Annotated in this window: 15 protein-coding genes and 1 pseudogene; 6 read left to right on the forward strand and 10 right to left on the reverse strand. The window is 65.0% G+C overall.

All coding sequences use genetic code 11. The features are described 5' to 3' along the window. The first annotated feature begins 53 nt into the window (after nucleotides 1-53). Together mutL and NVV79_RS00455 are read left to right on the forward strand one after the other, a co-directional pair. On the forward strand, nucleotides 54-1874 hold the full coding sequence (mutL, locus tag NVV79_RS00450) for a DNA mismatch repair endonuclease MutL (RefSeq protein WP_303985167.1): 1821 nt from the start codon (nucleotides 54-56) through the stop codon (nucleotides 1872-1874). A gap of 230 nt (nucleotides 1875-2104) precedes the next feature. Continuing rightward, nucleotides 2105-2410 (forward strand): HigA family addiction module antitoxin, encoded by a 306-nt coding sequence (locus NVV79_RS00455; RefSeq protein ID WP_303985169.1) that lies wholly within the window; start codon nucleotides 2105-2107, stop codon nucleotides 2408-2410. A gap of 130 nt (nucleotides 2411-2540) precedes the next feature. Here the strand turns inward: NVV79_RS00455 and edd are convergent, their stop codons facing one another. From edd to NVV79_RS00475, 4 genes are all read right to left on the reverse strand, one after another. Continuing rightward, nucleotides 2541-4355 (reverse strand): phosphogluconate dehydratase, encoded by a 1815-nt coding sequence (gene edd, locus NVV79_RS00460; protein ID WP_303985170.1) that lies wholly within the window; start codon nucleotides 4353-4355, stop codon nucleotides 2541-2543. 269 nt (nucleotides 4356-4624) lie between these two features. Beyond that, nucleotides 4625-5320: a 6-phosphogluconolactonase gene (gene pgl, locus NVV79_RS00465; RefSeq protein ID WP_303985172.1), complete on the reverse strand. Its 696-nt coding sequence runs from the start codon at nucleotides 5318-5320 to the stop codon at nucleotides 4625-4627. Nucleotides 5321-5469: 149 nt separating this feature from the next. Beyond that, a complete protein-coding gene (zwf, locus tag NVV79_RS00470; protein ID WP_303985173.1) occupies nucleotides 5470-6951 on the reverse strand; it encodes a glucose-6-phosphate dehydrogenase in 1482 nt (493 codons plus the stop codon). Between the two features lie 12 nt (nucleotides 6952-6963). Beyond that, nucleotides 6964-7905, reverse strand: coding sequence for a BadF/BadG/BcrA/BcrD ATPase family protein (locus tag NVV79_RS00475; protein WP_303985176.1), 942 nt, complete (start codon nucleotides 7903-7905; stop codon nucleotides 6964-6966). A 211-nt stretch (nucleotides 7906-8116) separates the two neighbouring features. Here NVV79_RS00475 and cobU point away from each other — a divergent pair, with 211 nt between their 5' ends. Continuing rightward, a complete protein-coding gene (gene cobU, locus NVV79_RS00480; RefSeq protein ID WP_303985179.1) occupies nucleotides 8117-8668 on the forward strand; it encodes a bifunctional adenosylcobinamide kinase/adenosylcobinamide-phosphate guanylyltransferase in 552 nt (183 codons plus the stop codon). A 340-nt stretch (nucleotides 8669-9008) separates the two neighbouring features. On the opposite strand, the gene NVV79_RS00485 is transcribed toward cobU, so the two are convergent. The 5 genes and pseudogenes from NVV79_RS00485 to cobA all read right to left on the reverse strand — a co-directional run bounded on the left by NVV79_RS00485 (nucleotide 9009) and on the right by cobA (nucleotide 14561). After that, the gene (locus NVV79_RS00485; RefSeq protein WP_303985182.1) at nucleotides 9009-9668 is read right to left on the reverse strand and encodes a TylF/MycF/NovP-related O-methyltransferase; all 660 of its coding nucleotides are present in this window, start codon (nucleotides 9666-9668) and stop codon (nucleotides 9009-9011) included. A gap of 104 nt (nucleotides 9669-9772) precedes the next feature. Next, complete coding sequence (gene cbiB, locus NVV79_RS00490) at nucleotides 9773-10738, reverse strand: adenosylcobinamide-phosphate synthase CbiB (RefSeq protein ID WP_303985184.1); 966 nt, start codon at nucleotides 10736-10738, stop codon at nucleotides 9773-9775. A 219-nt stretch (nucleotides 10739-10957) separates the two neighbouring features. Continuing rightward, nucleotides 10958-12391: a cobyric acid synthase gene (locus NVV79_RS00495; RefSeq protein WP_303985297.1), complete on the reverse strand. Its 1434-nt coding sequence runs from the start codon at nucleotides 12389-12391 to the stop codon at nucleotides 10958-10960. 79 nt (nucleotides 12392-12470) lie between these two features. Further along, nucleotides 12471-13765, reverse strand: a pseudogene (locus NVV79_RS00500) (cobyrinate a,c-diamide synthase). After that, on the reverse strand, nucleotides 13752-14561 hold the full coding sequence (gene cobA, locus NVV79_RS00505; RefSeq protein ID WP_303985186.1) for a uroporphyrinogen-III C-methyltransferase: 810 nt from the start codon (nucleotides 14559-14561) through the stop codon (nucleotides 13752-13754). Before cobA ends, NVV79_RS00500 begins: the two are co-directional and overlap by 14 nt. A gap of 261 nt (nucleotides 14562-14822) precedes the next feature. Between cobA and NVV79_RS00510 the strand changes: the two genes are divergently transcribed. Continuing rightward, a complete protein-coding gene (locus NVV79_RS00510; RefSeq protein WP_303985188.1) occupies nucleotides 14823-15551 on the forward strand; it encodes a cobalt-precorrin-6A reductase in 729 nt (242 codons plus the stop codon). On the opposite strand, the gene NVV79_RS00515 is transcribed toward NVV79_RS00510, so the two are convergent. Further along, on the reverse strand, nucleotides 15485-15904 hold the full coding sequence (locus NVV79_RS00515) for a cobalamin biosynthesis protein (RefSeq protein ID WP_303985190.1): 420 nt from the start codon (nucleotides 15902-15904) through the stop codon (nucleotides 15485-15487). The two genes, NVV79_RS00510 and NVV79_RS00515, sit on opposite strands and share 67 nt — an antisense overlap. A gap of 245 nt (nucleotides 15905-16149) precedes the next feature. Between NVV79_RS00515 and NVV79_RS00520 the strand changes: the two genes are divergently transcribed. After that, complete coding sequence (locus tag NVV79_RS00520) at nucleotides 16150-17049, forward strand: cation diffusion facilitator family transporter (RefSeq protein ID WP_303985192.1); 900 nt, start codon at nucleotides 16150-16152, stop codon at nucleotides 17047-17049. Nucleotides 17050-17233: 184 nt separating this feature from the next. Further along, complete coding sequence (locus NVV79_RS00525) at nucleotides 17234-17701, forward strand: hypothetical protein (protein ID WP_303985194.1); 468 nt, start codon at nucleotides 17234-17236, stop codon at nucleotides 17699-17701. The last annotated feature ends 153 nt before the right edge of the window (nucleotides 17702-17854 follow it).

Genomic DNA, 17854 nt, shown 5'->3' on the forward strand with positions numbered 1-17854 from the left:
GGGTCGGAAACCGGCCTCCCCTCCCCTATATTGCTCCCTCAGGAGAATCGCCCTTGCCCATCCGCCAGCTACCCGAAGACCTGATCAACCGCATCGCCGCCGGCGAGGTGGTGGAGCGGCCTGCCAGCGTGGTCAAGGAACTGGTGGAGAATGCCATCGACGCGGGGGCGAGCCGGATCGTCGTCACCACGGCGGCGGGCGGCAAGGGGCTTGTTCGTATCGAGGATGACGGGCACGGCATGGACCGGGCCGACCTGGTGCTGTCGGTGGAGCGGCATGCGACATCCAAGCTCAGCGAGGATGAGCTGGATGATATCCGTACGCTGGGATTCCGGGGCGAGGCTTTGGCCTCGATCGGATCGGTGGCGGAGCTGAGCATTGCCTCGCGGACGGCAGAGGCGGAGAGTGGGCTGCGGATCGACGTGCGCAATGGCGTGCGCGCGGGGCCGGTGCCGCAGGCGATGAACCGGGGCACGATCGTGGAGGTGAAGAACCTCTTCGCCAAGGTGCCGGCACGGCTGAAATTCCTCAAGAGCGACCGGGCCGAGGCCGGGGCAATCACCGATGTGGTCAAGCGCCTCGCCATGGCCAATCCTTCCGTGCATTTCGTGCTCAACGGCAGCGACCGGACGGCGAGCAACTGGCCTGCGGTGACGGGGACCGGGGCGCTGCAGGCGCGGCTGGGCCAGGTGATCGGGGACGATTTCGCGCGCAATGCGGTGACGCTGGCGACGAGCCGGCACGGCGTTGACGTGGCGGGGCTGGCGGGACTGCCGACCTATACGCGGGCGAACTCGCTGAGCCAGTTCTATTTCGTCAATGGAAGGTCGGTGAAGGACAAGGTGCTGGTGGGCGCGGTGCGCGCGGCCTATGCCGACTATGTGTTCCGCGACCGCTTTCCTGTCGTGGCGCTCTATATCGCCATCGACCCCGGCGAGGTGGATGTGAATGTGCATCCGGCCAAGGCGGAGCTGCGCTTTCGCGATGCCGGGGCGGTGCGCAGCGCGGTGATCCGGGCTATCGGCGAAGCGCTGGCTGCCGCGGGGTTCAAGGCTTCGGGCACGGTGGCCGAGGATGTGCTGGGAGCGTTCACCGCGCCGGCTTATGCGGCGCCCTCGCCGACCCCTGCCCCGGCCTATCGGGCGGATGCCATGGCGCCGTTTGCCGGTTATGAGCGGGTGGGCGCGGGCAGCGGCAATTCGTTTGCGCCAGATTTCGGGCAGGCCGCAATGGATGGCCTCAACGAGCCCAGCGCGCGGGTGGAAGCCGAAGCGGCGCCGGCTTTGATGGATTACCCGCTTGGCACGGCGCGGGCGCAGATGTTCGACAATTTCATCATCGCGCAGAATGGCGAGGGCCTGCTGCTGGTGGATCAGCATGCCGCGCATGAGCGGCTGGTCTATGAGCGGTTCAAGGCGCAACTGGCGTCCGGACCGGTGGCGAGCCAGGCGCAATTGATCCCGCTGGTGGTGGAACTGCCGGAAGAAGATTGCGCGCGGCTGGAAGAGGCCGCGGAGGAGCTGGAGCGGTTCGGGCTTTATCTCGAACGGTTCGGGCCGCGGGCCGTGGCGGTGCGCGAAACCCCGGCCTTGCTGGGCAATTCGGACATAGACGGGCTGGTGCGTGACGTGGCTGACGGGCTGGCGGAATGGGAGAGCATTGCCGCTGTTTCGGACCGGATGGAGGCCATCATCGCCCGCATGGCCTGCCACGGCTCGGTGCGTTCGGGGCGGCGGCTGCGGGTGGACGAGATGAATGCGCTGCTGCGCGACATGGAAGCAACGCCGCATTCGGGGCAATGCATCCATGGGCGGCCGACTTATGTCGAACTCAAGAAGAAGGATATCGAGCGGCTGTTCGGAAGAAGTCGATGATGCAATCCATCAGTCTGCCTCCCTCCCCTTGTGGGGAGGGACCGCGAGATAAGACTTAGCCCTTGCTAAGTCCGTGATCGAGCCGGGTGAGGGTATGGTTCCGCAGACTCAGAGTGAGTGGCCCACCCCCACCCTTGATCCCTCCCCACAAGGGGGAGGGAGACGACTGCAACATCTAGTGCAATACTGGCTGAATACTGCATCTCAGAACATCCGGTAAAAGGGACGACATGGCTATCAGGATCACGCCGCCAGTGCATCCGGGTGAGTATCTGCGCGAGGAATTGCTGGAACCACCGGGCCTGACGCCCTATGCACTTGCGGCCCGGCTTGGTGTGCCGCGCACACGGATCGAGCGGCTGGTGCGGGAAGAGACGGGTGTAACCCCCGACACGGCGCTGCGGCTCGGACGGTTCTTTTCGATGACGCCGGAATTCTGGATCAACATGCAGGGGCTTTATGACCTGACGCTGGCGGAGGCACAGGTGGATGAGGCATTAAGCTCGATCGAGCCTATGGTGCTACCGGCCGCTTGAGGTTTGTTAGGATACCCCCTCCTAGCCCCTCCCCTGATAGGGGGAGGAACAGATCGGGGATTTGGCGGCATTGTGCCACACCCACTGCGCGGCTCCTCCCCCTATCAGGGGAGGTTGGGAGGGGGGTATCCTACTGGAACACACTCGCCCCCCGGTCGGCCACGCCGACCAGGCTTCTGAAGCCGGCGAAGAGTTCGCGGCCCATGCCGTAATGCTGGGGACGGAGGTCTTCGGTGGCGGGGGTGCGGGAGAGGAATTCGCGTTCGTCGCCGAGGAAGGTCAGGGTGCCTTCATTGGCGTCGAGGCGGATCATGTCGCCGTCGCGAATTTTGCTGATGGGGCCGCCGTCGATGGCTTCGGGGGTCATGTGGATGGCGGCGGGGACCTTGCCCGAGGCGCCGGACATGCGGCCGTCGGTGAGCAGGGCAACCTTGAAGCCGCGATCCTGCAGGATGCCAAGGGACGGGGTGAGCTTGTGCAGTTCGGGCATGCCGAGGGCGCGGGGGCCGGAGAAGCGGACGACGGCGATCATGTCGCCGGTGAGTTCGCCGGCCTTGAAGGCGGCCTGGAGGCCCTCCTGGCCATGGAAGACACGGGCGGGGGCTTCGACGACGCGATGTTCGGGCTTCACCGCCGAGACCTTGATGACCGAGCGGCCGAGATTGCCTGAGAGCAGCTTGAGGCCGCCCGAGGTCTGGAACGGGGTCCTGGTCGAGGTCAGCACCTTGGGGAGTGCGGATTCCTTGGGGGCGGGCTCGAAGGTGAGCTTGTCCTCGATGAGCTTGGCTTCGACCTTGTAGCCGGAGAGGCCCTCGCCCCAGACGGTCTTGACGTCTTCATGCAGGTGCCCGGATTCGAGCAGTTCCTGGATGAGGAAGCCCATGCCGCCGGCGGCGTGGAAATGGTTCACATCGGCCACGCCATTGGGATAGACGCGGGCGAGGAGGGGCGTCGCGTCGGAGAGATCGCTCATGTCGTCCCAGGTGACCTGGAGGCCGGCGGCGGCGGCGATGGCGATGAGATGCATGGTGTGGTTGGTGGAGCCGCCCGTGGCGTGCAGGCCGACGAGGCCATTGACGATGGCCTTTTCGTCGATGACGTGGCCGACCGGGGTATAGTGGTTGCCCTGGGCTGTGAGCGAGAGGGCGCGAACGGTGGCTTCGCGGGTCAGCGCGTCGCGCAGGGGCGTGCCGGGATTGACGAAGCTGGCGCCGGGCAGATGCAGGCCCATGATTTCCATGAGCATCTGGTTGGAATTAGCGGTGCCGTAGAAGGTGCACGTGCCGGCGGAATGGTAGGACTTGGATTCGGCTTCGAGCAGTTCGGCGCGACCGACCTTGCCTTCCATATAGAGCTGGCGGACCTTGCTCTTTTCGTCATTGGGCAGGCCCGAAGGCATGGGGCCGGCGGGGACGAAGACGGCCGGCAGGTGGCCGAAAGTCAGCGCGCCGATGAGCAGGCCGGGGACGATCTTGTCGCAGATGCCGAGATAGACCGCGGCGTCGAACATGTTGTGGCTCAGTGCAATGGCCGTCGACATGGCGATGACGTCGCGGGAGAAGAGACTGAGGTCCATGCCCGGCTGGCCCTGGGTCACGCCATCGCACATGGCGGGCACGCCGCCGGCGACCTGGGCGGTGGCGCCAATGGAGCGGGCAGCTTCCTTGATGATGTCGGGGTAGAATTGATAGGGCTGGTGGGCCGAGAGCATGTCGTTATAGCTGGTGACGATGCCCAGATTGAGGCTCTTGGTGCCGGCGAGCTGGGCCTTTTCGGCGGGCGAACAGGCCGCGAAGGCATGGGCGAGGTTGCCGCAGGAGAGGACGGCGCGGTTGACGCCGGCCTCTCGGGCGGCTTCGAGGCGGGCGAGATAGTCACGGCGACTGTCGCGGCTGCGCGCCGCAATGCGATTGGTGACATCCTGGATGGCCTGGCGGACAGACATGGTCGAGCTCCTACTCTTTAGGGCACGTTCACGCGGCGAAAGGCGGGAGCACCTTTTCGCAGGAACGCGCCGGCTGGAGCCCTTTCGTGGCCAGGGCGGTCGATTGGGGACCGCCTAGGGGACTTGGAGACCCTTTGTGAACTCTACTCTGGCGGCCATCTGACGCAATTTTCTGCGCTTCCGGTGCTCACGTACCAAACGTACGCTGCGCTCCGGTTCTCGAAAAATCACGCCATCTGACGCGCCAGAGCGAGTTCTCAAACAGTCTCCTAGGGGCACCAGTAGACAGTGACGGCGTGGCCGGACCGCAGGACGGCACGAATGGGCATGTCCGCGACGGGACCATCGCCCAGAGCCGTGTCGAGCACGTCGGCCTTTTCCTCCCCTTCGATGTGAAGGTACAGCCCATCCGTGCGGAGGAGACGCGGAAGGGTAAAGGTGATGCGCGGCTCGCCGGCGCCGGGCGCGCTTATGGCAAGAGCCGGGCCTTCCGAGGTCAGCGCCTGATCGAGCGTGTCGCCGCCGGGGAAGAAGCTGGCCGTGTGGCCGTCATTGCCCATGCCGAGAATGACGGCGGCGAAGGTATCGGGCAGGTCGGCGAGGAGCGCATTGGTCTTGGCGACGGCGGCGGCGTCGGGCTCGCTGCCGCCCGAATAGAGCGGGAAGAAGCGGGCGGTGGCGGCGGGGCCCTGCAGCATGCGCTCGTTGACGAGGAGCGCATTGGAGCGGTCGTTGGTTTCATCGACCCAGCGTTCGTCGACCAGAGTGACGATGACCTTGGACCAGTCGATGTCCTTGGTCTTGCCCAGGGCCTGGAAGAAACGGGCCGGGGTGGAGCCGCCGCTGACCGCGATTGCCGCAGTGCCGCGCGCTTCGATGGCGGCGCGGATGCGGTCGGCCACGGACTCGGCCAATTCCTTGGCGAGGGTGGGCTTATCGGCGAAGCTGCGGCGGGTAATGGTCATCTTGTTCCTTTGTGCCACGCCCTCGTGGTTCGAGGCGCTGAAGAAGCGCACCTCACCATGAGGGATACTTATAGCCCGGTGCTCCAGTAGCCCTCATGGTGAGGCGGGAGCGAAGCGACCCTCGAACCACTGACGCGTGGCAATATTTATCACACGTCATCCTCATACCATGTCCGGCCGTCGCGTTCGATCAACGCAATCGCGCCTGATGGGCCCCAGGTGCCGGCCACATAGGCTTGCGGGGGCTCGCTGGAGCGGTCCCAGGCCTCGCGGATCGGGTCGACCCATTTCCAGGCGGCTTCGAGTTCGTCGCGGCGCATGAACAGGGTCTGGTTGCCGCGCACCACGTCGAGCAGCAGGCGCTCATAGGCTTCGGGGGTGCGTTCGGAGAAGGTCTGGGCGAAGCTCAGGTTCAGCGGCACTTCGCGCAGGCGCATGCCGCCGGGGCCCGGATCCTTGATCATCATCATCAGCTTGACGCCCTCGTCGGGCTGCAGGCGGATGATGAGCTTGTTGGCCTTGGGCGCGCCTTCGGCGTGATCGAAGATGGAGTGTGGGATCGGCTTGAACTGGATGCAGATTTCGGAGACGCGGTTGGCCATGCGCTTGCCGGTGCGGAAATAGAAGGGCACGCCGGACCAGCGCCAGTTTTCGACCTCGGCCTTGAGGGCGACGAAGGTTTCGGTGCGGCTGCCCTTCTTGTCGTCGGGCAATTCGTCCTGATAGCCGGCGACCGAGGTGGTCTCGGACTTCACGCCCTTATACTGGCCGCGCACGGTGTTGCGGGCCACGTCGCCATTGCTGATGGGCTTGAGGGCGCGCAAAACCTTGAGCTTTTCGTCGCGCAGGGCATTGGCGTCGTCGCTGGCGGGCGGTTCCATGGCCACGAGGCAGAGCAGTTGCAGCATGTGGTTCTGGATCATGTCACGCAGGGCGCCGCTCTCGTCGTAATAGCCGCGCGTGCCGGCGCCGACCGATTCAGCCACGGTCAGTTGGACATGGTCGATATGGGCCGAATTCCAGATGGGCTCGAAGAGCGTATTGGCGAAGCGCAAAGCCAGCAGGTTCTGGACCGTCTCTTTGCCGAGATAGTGGTCGATGCGGTAGACCTGATCTTCCTTGAAAATCTTGGCGACGCCGTCGTTGATTTCGACCGAGCTGGCCAGATCGTGGCCGAGCGGCTTTTCGATGACGACGCGGGCGTCGCGGCGATAGAGCTTCTTGGAGTGCAGATATTCGGCGATGGGCTCGAACAGGTCGGGCGCGACGGCAAGGTAGAAGGCGCGGACCACTTCGGGATCGTCGCGCAGCTTGCTGCCGAGATCGCCCGATTCCTCGGGCTTGCTGGCATCGACCGGGACATAGGAGAAAATCTTGACGAAACGGTCGATGACCTTGGCGTCCTGATATTCCTTTTCGACGAAAGCGGTGATGGCATCGCGGGCCGATTGCTGGAAATCGGCATCGGACAGCTTGGAGCGCGAGGCACCGATGATGCGGCTATTCTCGTCGAACTGGCCATCCTTGAAACGGTGATACAGCGCCGGGATCAGCTTGCGCTTGGTCAGGTCGCCCGTGGCGCCGAACACCACATAGTCGAAAGGCTGGACAGGAATGATACGGCTGGACACTGGGGCAGTCCCTTAGTTTGACGCGAAGTTCTGCTTGGCGAGGATGACGGCCCCGTGCAGAGGCTCGAATTTGGGAAGGGCGACGAAGGTGCCGTAGCGCTCCACGAGGATCGGGAACAGGCGCTGGCCGAAGCCGCCGACAATAGCCATGACCTGGGCATTGTGCGCCTTGAACCAGTTCACATAGGTGTCGATGTAGCCCAACTGGATATCGAGCATCTTGCGGGCGACCGGATCGCCCTTTTCGAGATAGTCGATGAACAGGGGCATGAGCTTGCCGAACTCGGCCGGGGCGCGGCCGATCAGGGCATCGTCGCAGCCTTCGCTGCCATCGCGGCTGAGCAGCTTGAGGTCCATCTCGGTGGCGAAGGACCAGGTCATGATGGCCTGGTTGTCGCCGCCCAGTTGCGCGGTGATGGCCCTGGTCAGCGGGGAGGCTTCGACCAGCCCGTCCTCGGCTTCCACGGCATAGCGGGCCAGTTCGCGACCCAGGATGGCGCCACTCATCTGGTCGCCGATGTGAAAGCCCCAGCCGCCGGCCTGGTGGCGCTGGCCATCGACAATGGCAAGGGCGGCCGAGCCGGTGCCGACGATGATGACGCCACCTTCTTCGCCGCCCAGGGCGCCGGCATGAGCGATATCGATATCGTCATAGACCTTCACGCCGGCAAAAGGCCAGGGGCGCGCCGCGAATTCGGCGCGGGCCGTATCCATGCGGCCGCCGGCCATGCCGAAGCAGGCATAGGTATTGGCGGTTTCGGCATAATCGAGGCCGGCGGCCTTGAAGACGTCGCGCGTGCCGTCGCTAATGGCCTTCCAGGCCGGCTCGCCATCGTCGATCTGCAGATTGGAGCGGCCGTTCTTGACTTCGGCGAGCGTTTTCAGATTCTCATCGGCCAGACGCACGCGGCAATTGGTGCCGCCGCCATCGACGCCAAGATAATATCTGGTCACGCGAGGATGCTCCGAGGTTTAGACGGATTCTAGGGTGTCGTTTCGGCGCGGACCATAATGCGAAAGATGCTAAGACGAAAGTAGAATAAGGCACAAAAACGCCCAGTGAGAGGGCGATGGGCATCGCTGACCTGCACAAGCGGCGCAACCGGTTCGGCGCTCGCGCTTTTTGAACCCAGAGGCCGCGGCGGGCGGCTACGGAGAGGATGCAATGACGGGACATGTGCTGGTGCTGGGCGGGGCGCGCTCGGGCAAGACGGCCTTTGCCGAACAATTGGCCATTCGCAGTGGCAAAAAGCCGGCTTATCTGGCTACGGCCGAAGCGCTGGATGCGGAAATGCGCGACCGGGTGGCGACCCACAAGGCCGGCCGCGGGGATCGCTTCACCACCATAGAGGAGCCATTGGCGCTGTCGGACGCGCTGATGGCGGCAGCGAAAAAGCACGATGTGATCCTGGTGGATTGCCTGACGCTGTGGATCACCAACCTCCTGGTGGCCAATGAGGATGTGGCCAAGGCGGTGAGCGAGCTGGGGGCAACGCTGGTGCAGCTCAAGACTGCCAGAGTGATCCTGGTGAGCAACGAGGTTGGGCTGGGCATCGTGCCCGACAATGCAATGGCGCGGACATTCCGCGACCTGGCGGGATCGGCGCATCAGCGGCTGGCGGAGATCTGCGAGGAAGTGCATTTCATCGTGGCCGGACTGCCGATGACACTGAAGGGGGCGACGGGACGGAGTGCGGGGCGAATACACGAGGCTTGAGGGGAAGAACTTGACCTCCGAGGGGGTGTTCACCTGAAGCTCCTATGGCTCCCGACACCCCACCCTCATTCCCTCCCCATCAAGGGGAGGGAGGCGCCAGATCGACCCTCAAGGGTCATCCCAATATCCCGCCAACCGCGGAGCGGACTTCCCTCCCCCTTGTGGGGAGGGATTGAGGGTGGGGGTGTCGCGTCCCCCAACGATTTCGGTGCCAGATGAGCCCTCGACACCCCCTCCCCAGCTTTGCCAAGGCCCTGAGGGCCAGGCGTCGCTACCCCTCCCCTCAAGGGGGAGGGTGGGCAGGAGCCGAGGACGTTGTGCTCCGGCGGTCTGGCCGGACTTAGGCCTTGCGGATCAGGCCGCCTTTGTGGCCGGCGCGGATGAAGGGGAGGCCGTGTTTGTCGATGAACTCCTGATAGGCCTGCAGAGAACCGTCCCAGGGGGAGTCGGCCAGGCAATCATCGACCACGATGCCGCCGCCCGGCACGATATGGGGGTAGATGGCGTCGAGAATGGCGATGGTGGGCTGATAGAGGTCGATGTCGAGCAGGACGGCACCGATCGGCCCCAGAGAGCCCCAATCGAAGCGGGCGGCATCGCCCTTGATGGTGCGGAAGCGGTCATAGCCCGCATTGGTCAGGTTGCGATTGAAGCGGGCTTCGTCGCCATATCTGAACTTGTCGTAATCCTGCGCATTCTTCTGGCGGTTGGCCACTTCGAACGAAATGCTTTCGTCGGTGAAACCGGAAAACGTGTCGAACAACAGCAGTTCCCTGCTATCGCCGACCGATTTCAGATGTTCCAGCAAAAACACCGAGGTATCGCCCTGGGCCACGCCGATCTCGGCGACGGCGGCGCCAGTCGACCTTGTGCTGTCGATCAGCTCGACCATGGCGGCCAATTGGCCGGGATTGATCTTGTAGGGATAGGACGGCGCCATCAGACGCGAGACGAACGGCGTCCGGTAGATAATGGATTTGGCAATTTCCCTGACGTTCAACTGTGACCCCTGCCCCTGACTTGCTGTCGGCAACAGTCATGGCACAGGCAATTCAGTCATGCCAGATCAAGACGGCCGTTCGACTGATGGCAATCGGCCGAAGTTCATCCAGCGGCGAAGATCAGCAGGGCTATGACTATGCTGAAGCCGAGAAGCATGTTGAGGGTGCTGCGATAGAGCACCAAAGCGCGCAGGATGTCGCTGGCGACGAGGTCGGCCTTGCCGGTGCCGAAGCTGGGGAGATCGACCAGTTCGCCATCATAGAAGCGGGGGCCGCCCAGCTTGAAGCCGAGAGCGCCGGCAAAGGCGGCTTCGGGCCAGCCGGCATTGGGGGATTCGTGCTTGCGCGCATCTCTGATGGCGGTGGCCCAGGCGGCGCCGGGGCTGGCATGGGGGGTGATGAAGCAGGCGGCAGTGATGAGCACGGCGGTGAGGCGGGCGGGGAGCCAGTTCACCAGATCGTCGAGCTTGGCGGCGGCCCAGCCGTAATCGCGGTAGCGGGTGTTCATGTGGCCGATCATGGAATCGGCGGTGTTGATGGCCTTGTAGAGCGCGATACCTGGCAGGCCGAAAATGACCAGCCAGAACCAGGGGGCGACGACGCCATCGGAGGTGCTTTCGGCCAGGGTTTCGATGGCGGCGCGGGCGACGCCGGCTTCATCGAGCGCCTGAGGATCGCGGCCGACAATGTGGCTGACGGATTCGCGGCCGGCATCGAGCGAGGTGCGGAGCGTGGTAGCGACGGCTTCGACGGCGCGGCCGAGTTCCTTTTGCGCGAGGAAGGGGGTGGCGACGAGGATTTCGAGCACCCAGCCGAAGGGAAGGTTGCGCAGGGTCTGCTGCACCAGCAGGGTGATGACAAGGGTGACCAGCAGCAGCACGGCGAGGGTGAAAATGCCGGCATCGCGGCGCTGGCGCGGGGTGCGCTGGCGCTTGTCGATGCCCTTTTCCATGAAGGTGATGAACCGGCCGATCCAGATGACGGGATGGCCGATGGCGTCGGTGAGGCGCTGCGGGTAGCCGAGCCAGCGTTCCAGCAGCAGCGCGAGAGGGGCAATGAAGGCGTGCATGGTTCGAACCTGTTTTTGCTTTCCTAAACCACAGTGTCATTCCCGCGAAAGCGGGAACCTCATATCGAGGCCAAACCACCCCCACCCTCAATCCCTCCCCACAAGGGGGAGGGAAGCCTGTTCCGTGTCTGCGGAGACATTTGATATGACCCTTGAAGATCGATCTGGCGCTTCCCTGGGTGCCGGCGCCTCCGCAAACCCAGCGCGTGGCGGGTTCGACTACTCAGCCAGCGCCAGCAGGGCGTCGATATCGAGGTGGTTTTCGAGGTGCGCGGCGAGATCGTCAAGGGTTTGTTCGATGCTGGCTTCGTAGGCGAGGTCGGGGCTGGCGGCGTTGCCGAGGACGGCTCGGCGGAAGGGATCGGCGGCGAAGAGGCCGTGCAGATAGGTGCCGGTGACGCGGCCATCGGGGCTGGTGGCGCCTTCGGGCGTGGCGTCGACTTGGGCGAAGGGGCGGGCTGTGTCGGGGCCCGATGTGGTGCCCATATGCATGTGATAGCCGGATATGGCCGTGCCTGAGGCGGCATGGGTGGCGTGTTCGACGCGGAGCTGTTTGGTCGGGGTGAGGACGGTTTCGACGTCGAGCAGGCCCAGACCGGGGCTGGTGCCGGGGGCGCCCTCTATGCCGTCGGGGTCGGCGATGGTGCGGCCGAGCATCTGGTAGCCGCCGCAGATGCCGAGGATGCGGGTGCCGGCGCGGTGATGGGCGGATATGTCGATATCCCAGCCGTTGTGGCGGAGGGCGGCGAGGTCGCTGCGCGTGGCCTTGGATCCGGGCAGGATGATCAGGTCGGCATTGCGGGGGAGCGGCTGGCCGGGCTCGACCAGGACGAGGCTGACGCCTGGTTCGGCGCGTAGGGGATCGAGATCGTCGAAATTGGCGATGCGCGGCAGACGGGGCACGGCGATGGTGAAGGCCCCTGCCCTGTCAGCGGTGTATGATTCGAGGGCGAGGACGTCTTCGGCGGGGAGCTTGGCCGCGTCGGCGAACCAGGGGACGGGGCCGAAACAGGGGGTGCCAGTGCGGGTTTCAAGGAAGCGGATGCCGTCGGCGAAGAGGGCCGGGTCGCCCTGGAACTTGTTGACCATTGTGGCGCGGATGCGGGCGGCGTCGGCGGGGTCGATGGTGGCGAAAGTGCCGACGAGAGAGGCGATAACGCCGCCGCGATGGATGTCGCCGACCAGCACGACAGGGACATTGGCGGCCTGGGCGAAGCCGAAATTGGCGAGATCATTGGCGCGCAGATTGACCTCGGAGGCGCTGCCGGCGCCTTCGACAAGGACGATATCGGCGGTGGCGGCCAGTTCGTGAAAGGCGGCGAGGACTTCGGGCATGAGCTTGCCGCGTTCCTGCCAGTAGGTGCGGGCAGACATGGAGGCGCGGCGCTGGCCGCGGACCACGACCTGGGAGCCGGTTTCCTGCTCTGGCTTGAGGAGAACCGGGTTCATTGCGGTGATCAGCTCACGGCGGGCGGCGCGGGCCTGGAGGGCCTGGGCACGGCCGATTTCGCCGCCATCGGATGTGACGGCAGCATTGTTGCTCATGTTCTGCGGCTTGAAGGGCGCGACGCGGAGGCCACGATTGGCCAGGGCGCGGCAGAGGCCGGCGACGAGGAGGGATTTGCCGACATCGGAGCCGGTGCCCATGAACATCAGGGATTTAGCTGGCAAAAGGCTAGCTCCGTGTTACCCGACCTCGTGGTTCGACAAGCTCACCATGAGGTCTCACTTTCTATGCCGCATCGACGACATGGGCGTAAGAGCCCATGACGCGGTTGATGGCGGCGCCCATGGGGGGAGCGGGGTGCCGGTGGCGTCGGTGGCGGCGAAGAGGGGTGGCAGGCGGGACTGTCTGGCCGAGGAATAGTGGAATTCGTGGCCGTTGAGCTGGCCGGGCCAGGGCAAGGCGCCGGACTGGGTGAGGCGGCGATAACCGAGGATGCGCTTGGGACGGTCGATGCGGGTGGTGACGGGGAGCAGGCCAGTCATGGGGTGGCCCTGCCCTGCCTTGTCGACAAGGACCTCGCCGAGGACCATGAAGCCACCGCATTCGCCGTAGAGCAGCGCGTTGCGGTCTCGGGCGGTGGTGAGGCCGGACTTGAAGTTCGTCGCATTCGCCAGGGTGGCGGCGTGGAGTTCGGGATAGCCGCCGGGGAGGTAGATGGCATCGGCGGTGGCTGATGGGGCTTCATCGGCGAGGGGCGAGAAGAAGCTGAGCTCGGCGCCCAGGCTGCGCCAGCCGTCGAGGATATGCGGGTAGAAGAAGGCGAAGGCGTCGTCGCGGGCGATGGCGATATGCTGGCCGAGGGGTGGCAGCGGCGTGGGGGCGGTATCCGGCGGCGCGACGGGGATGGCGAGGGCGGTGAGGCGGGGGAGATCGATATAGGAGGCGACGGCTTCGGCGGCGGCATCGAGGAAGGTATCGAAAGCGGCGACTTCGGCCGGCAGGACGAGGCCGAGATGGCGCTCGGGGATGGCGAGGGCGGCGTCGCGGGGGATGGCGCCGAGGCAGGGAATGCCTGTGGCAGTGAGGGCGTCGAGCAGCATGCGCTCATGCTTCATGGAGGCGACGCGATTGAGAATGGTGCCGGCGACGCGGACGCCGGGGCGCCAGTGGGCGAAGCCGGCCACGAGGGGGGCGACGGACTGGCTCTGGCTGGTGGCATCGACGACGAGAATGACGGGGAGTTCAAGCAGTTCGGCCAGGTCGGCGGTGGAGCCGGTATGGTCGGCGGCGCCATCGAACAGGCCCATGACGCCTTCGACCAGCAGGAGATCGGCGCCGGTGGACTGGGTGGCGGCGAGGGATTTGAGACGGGCTGCGGACATCGACCAGGGGTCGAGATTGACCGCCTCACGCAGGGCAGCGCGGGCGAGGAAGGCGGGGTCGATATAGTCGGGGCCGGTCTTGGCGGGGGCGACGGCGAGCCCCTGCCGGCGCAGGGCGGCGAGCAGACCGAGGGTGATGGTGGTCTTGCCCGAGCCGGAGCGCGGAGCGGATATGACGAGGCCGCTAGCCAAAGACATGCCTCCTGGCTTCATCGACATACCAGTCCAGCGACTGGCGATAGGCGCTGACGGGGCCGATGACGACGATGGCGGGGGTGGGTACTTCGGTGAGGGTGTGGGCCTGGACCAGGGTGGTTTCGATGACGGACTGGGCCGGAGTGGCGGCGTGGGAGACCACGGCGAGGCGGTCAGTGGCGGGGCGGCCGGCGGCGAGGAGCTTTTGGGCGATGGAACCGAGATGCTTGACCGCCATGAACATGACGATGACGGGGGCGGCATTGGCGACGGCGGCCCAATCGACGCCCTGCGGCACGGCGCCGGTTTCGTCGTGGCCGGTGAGGAAAATCACGGCGTGATTGGTATCGCGATGGGTGACCGGGATGCCGGCATAGGCCAGGCCCCCGAGGCCGGCGGAAATGCCGGGGACGATGCGGAAGGGCACGCCTGCCCGGGCCAGGGCGCCGGCTTCTTCGCCGCCGCGGCCGAACATGAAGGGATCGCCGCCCTTGAGGCGGAGGACGCGCTTGCCTGACCGGGCGAGGTCGATCAGTTGCAGGGTGATGTCGGCCTGCTTGGGCGAGGGCTTGCCACCGCGCTTGCCGGCAAACACACGTTGTGTGTGTTTTGGCGCCATGGCGAGGAGATCGGGCGAGACCAGCGCGTCATGCACGATGACGTCGGCCTGGCCGAGGGCGTGATAGGCGAGCAGCGAGACGAGGCCAGGGCCGCCGGGGCCGGCGCCGACGAGCCAGACCGTGCCGGGTTCCAGCGGGGGGAAATCGGCGTGATCGAGGGCGGCGAAATGGCCGGACATCAGCGATAACTCCGGCGGACTGGACCGCCTTCAACGCACCACAGGATTACCCCCTCCCCAGCTCTGCTAAGGCCCTTCGGGCCTAGCGACGCTACCCCTCCCCTCAAGGGGGAGGGTGGGCAGGAGCTGGTAGTTGAACGTTTGCTGGAGCCACGACACCCCCACCCCAACCCCTCCCCTCAAGGGGGAAGGGTTTTTCGGCTCAGCGTGTGCTTGAGACTTCGGGCTCGAATGGGCACATTGAGCGGCAGGAGGATACACATGAAAATCCTGATCCTGGGCGGTACGGGCGAGGCGCGGGAGCTGGCCAATCGGCTGGTGGCAATGGGGCATGACGTGACGACCTCGCTGGCGGGGCGCACGCAGGACCCCAAGCTTCCCCTGGGCAGGATGCGGATGGGCAAGTTCGGCGGGATTCCGGGGCTGGCGGCCTATCTCAAGATCGCGGGCATCGAGCGGCTGGTGGATGCGACGCACCCCTATGCGGGGCTGATTTCCATCAATGCGGTGGCGGCGGCGCAGCAGGCCGGCGTGAAGCTGGTGCGCTATATGCGGCCGGAATGGGAGCAGCAGATCGGCGCCGACTGGGTGACGGTGGAGACCGTGGCCGAGGCGGCGGCGGCTTTGCCTCCCAATGCCGATGTGTTGCTGACCACGGGCCATGCGGGGCTCAGCCATTTTCTCGAGCGGGACGATTGCCAGTTCGTGGTGCGGACCATCGAGGTGCCGGACATGGACCTGCCGCGCCATGCCAGCCTGCTGCAGACGCGGCCGCCCTATTCGCTGAGCGACGAAATGGCGCTGATGCAGCGTGAAGGCATTACTCATCTGGTCACCAAGAATTCGGGCGGCGGACAGACCGCGGCCAAGCTGGAAGCGGCGCAGAAACTGGGGGTCAAGGTGATCATGATCGCGCGGCCGGTCTATGGCCCGGCCAATGAAGTGTCGAGCCTGGACGAGGCCATCGCGGCGCTGGATATCGGCGGCTGACCGAAGGCGGCAACGGAAAAGCCGGGGCCGCAATCGGCCAGGGCGCAGGTGGCATAGCGCGATTTGCGCTTGCGCAGACGCAGCGGGCCGGCGGCGGCGGCGGCCCCTTCGGCAAGACCGAGCATCGCCAGGTCCCCATCATCGAGCAGGCGCAGGGGCACGCCGAAATGGGCGGCGACATGCAGCGGGATTGCGGTGCCCAGCTTGCGCTTGTGGGTGGCTATAGCGGCTAGATGGGTGGCGGCAAGGCCGGCTTCAGCCAGGCTGGCCTCGATCAGGTCGATCAGTTCCTGCGCCGTGGCGGCGCTGGCAAAGCCGATTCCGGCGACGATGCGTCCCGATATTTGCGTCATCTCTCGCCTCATGCAGTTCGGAATTGGTCCCCTGATGGGTAGACCGCACCGAATTCTGTTTCAGTTCCATCGCGGGAACTCTGCGCGGACTGGTTCTAGGCGGGGGGAAGCGCGTGGTCAATCAATGGCTTGCGGCAAAGCATGGCCAGATCAGAATGCTTCTGAAAATGATTTGCAAATTCAAGGACTTGCCGCGTTGCGGGCTTGGGTCTATGGGCTGGGAACAGCCAAACCGGAACACCACCTTGAGCATTACCGCAAACAGAACGCTGGCCATTGCCGGAGCGAGCCTTTTGGTCGGGCTGATCGTGCTCGGGCTGAAATTCCTCGCCTGGTACATTACCGGGTCGATCGCGCTTTATTCCGATGCGCTGGAATCGATCGTCAATGTGGTGACGGCCATCGTGGCGCTGATCGCGGTGCGGCTGGCGCAGAAGCCGGCCGATGCCGCCCTGCCCTATGGCTATCACAAGGCGGAATATTTCTCGGCGGTGATCGTGGGCGTGATGATCATCGTGGCGGCCATCCTGATCTTCCGCGAGGCGGTGCTGGGCTTCCTGACGCCGGAACTGCCGGAGGCGCCGGTTCAGGGGCTGATGGTCAGCGGCGTGGCAACCGTCATCAACGTGATCTGGGCCTTCGTGCTGATCCGGCATGGCCGGGCGGTGCGTTCGCCGGCGCTGGAGGCCGATGGCAAGCACCTGCTGACCGACGTGGTTTCGACCATCGGCGTGCTGGTGGGGCTGGGGCTGGTGTTCCTGACCGGCTGGGCCGCGCTCGACGCCGTGCTGGCGGGGCTGGTGGCGCTCAATATATTGTGGTCGGGCTGGGGCGTGATCTGGCAGAGCGTGGGCGGACTGATGGATGTGGCCGTGCCGGTCGATACGCAGAAAACCATCCGCGAGGTGATCGCCACCAATGCCGATGGCGCCATCGAGGCGCATGATATCCGCACACGGCAGGCGGGGAAGATGACCTTCATCGATTTTCACCTCGTGGTGCCGGGGGCGATGAGCGTGGATGCGGCGCATGCGATCTGCGACGCCATCGAGGCCAAGCTGCGCGAGGCGGTGGAGGATGTGCAGGTCACCATCCATGTGGAGCCGGAGGAGAAGGCCAAACATGCGGGAATCGTGGTGGTCTAGGATTATCCCGAGATCGGAGTACCCCCCTCCTAGCCTCCCCCTGATAGGGGGAGGAACAGATTGGGGTTTGTTGCACGATATTGCCCAAGCACCAGCCGGATTCCTCCCCCTATCAGGGGGATGCCAGGAGGGGGTATGGTCAATGTGACTTGCACCTAGTCCGCGACGCAGGCAGGCTTGGGGCATGCGTATTTTGCTCATTGCCCTGTTCGCCCTGATCGCCGCCCCCGCTTTCGCGCAAGGCTGGGACCGCTATGAAAATGGCCGGTTCGGCTATGGCGTGGATATTCCGCCCGGCTTCGGCAACCAGAATTTCAGTGACAATGGCGACGGCGCGAGTTTCGCGGCCGGGGGCAATCCGACCTTTCTGACGGTGTGGGGCGGCAACCTGACGGACAGCTTCGAAGAAGAAGTGAGTCAGCGCATGGCATGGAGCGAGTCGGAGGCGTGGAACACCACCTATCAGGCCACGACGCCGCGCTGGGCGAGCTGGTCGGCGATCAAGGGATTTCGGATTCTCTACCAGCGCATGGTGCTGCTATGCGACGGGACGAGTTATGCGGCCTTCCGCATGGAATATTCGGTGACGGATGCGTCGAAGATGGACCCGGTGGTGGAGCGGCTGGTGCAGTCGCTGCGGGGGAATTGCTGAGGGCGGCGCTGAGCGATTCCGCAAACTCGGTGTCATCCCCGCGAAGGCGGGGATCCATCCTGAGATAGTTCTGCCATCGCAGAGCGTTGAAAAATCTCAGGATGGGCCCCGGCTCAAGGCCGGGGTGACATCGTGGGTGGGGTAGCATCGATG

Source organism: Devosia ginsengisoli (genome assembly GCF_024707105.1).
In the GTDB taxonomy this organism is placed as follows: domain Bacteria; phylum Pseudomonadota; class Alphaproteobacteria; order Rhizobiales; family Devosiaceae; genus Devosia; species Devosia ginsengisoli_A.

Excerpts from the sequence above, each read along its gene's own strand:
- NVV79_RS00455 (WP_303985169.1), top strand. The coding sequence starts at position 2,105 with ATGGCTATCAGGATCACGCCGCCAGTGCATCCGGGTGAGTATCTGCGC.
- edd (WP_303985170.1), bottom strand. The coding sequence starts at position 4,355 with ATGTCTGTCCGCCAGGCCATCCAGGATGTCACCAATCGCATTGCGGCG.
- pgl (WP_303985172.1), bottom strand. The coding sequence starts at position 5,320 with ATGACCATTACCCGCCGCAGCTTCGCCGATAAGCCCACCCTCGCCAAG.
- cobU (WP_303985179.1), top strand. The coding sequence starts at position 8,117 with ATGACGGGACATGTGCTGGTGCTGGGCGGGGCGCGCTCGGGCAAGACG.
- cbiB (WP_303985184.1), bottom strand. The coding sequence starts at position 10,738 with ATGCACGCCTTCATTGCCCCTCTCGCGCTGCTGCTGGAACGCTGGCTC.
- NVV79_RS00495 (WP_303985297.1), bottom strand. The coding sequence starts at position 12,391 with ATGTTCATGGGCACCGGCTCCGATGTCGGCAAATCCCTCCTCGTCGCC.
- cobA (WP_303985186.1), bottom strand. The coding sequence starts at position 14,561 with ATGTCCGGCCATTTCGCCGCCCTCGATCACGCCGATTTCCCCCCGCTG.
- NVV79_RS00510 (WP_303985188.1), top strand. The coding sequence starts at position 14,823 with ATGAAAATCCTGATCCTGGGCGGTACGGGCGAGGCGCGGGAGCTGGCC.
- NVV79_RS00515 (WP_303985190.1), bottom strand. The coding sequence starts at position 15,904 with ATGACGCAAATATCGGGACGCATCGTCGCCGGAATCGGCTTTGCCAGC.
- NVV79_RS00525 (WP_303985194.1), top strand. The coding sequence starts at position 17,234 with ATGCGTATTTTGCTCATTGCCCTGTTCGCCCTGATCGCCGCCCCCGCT.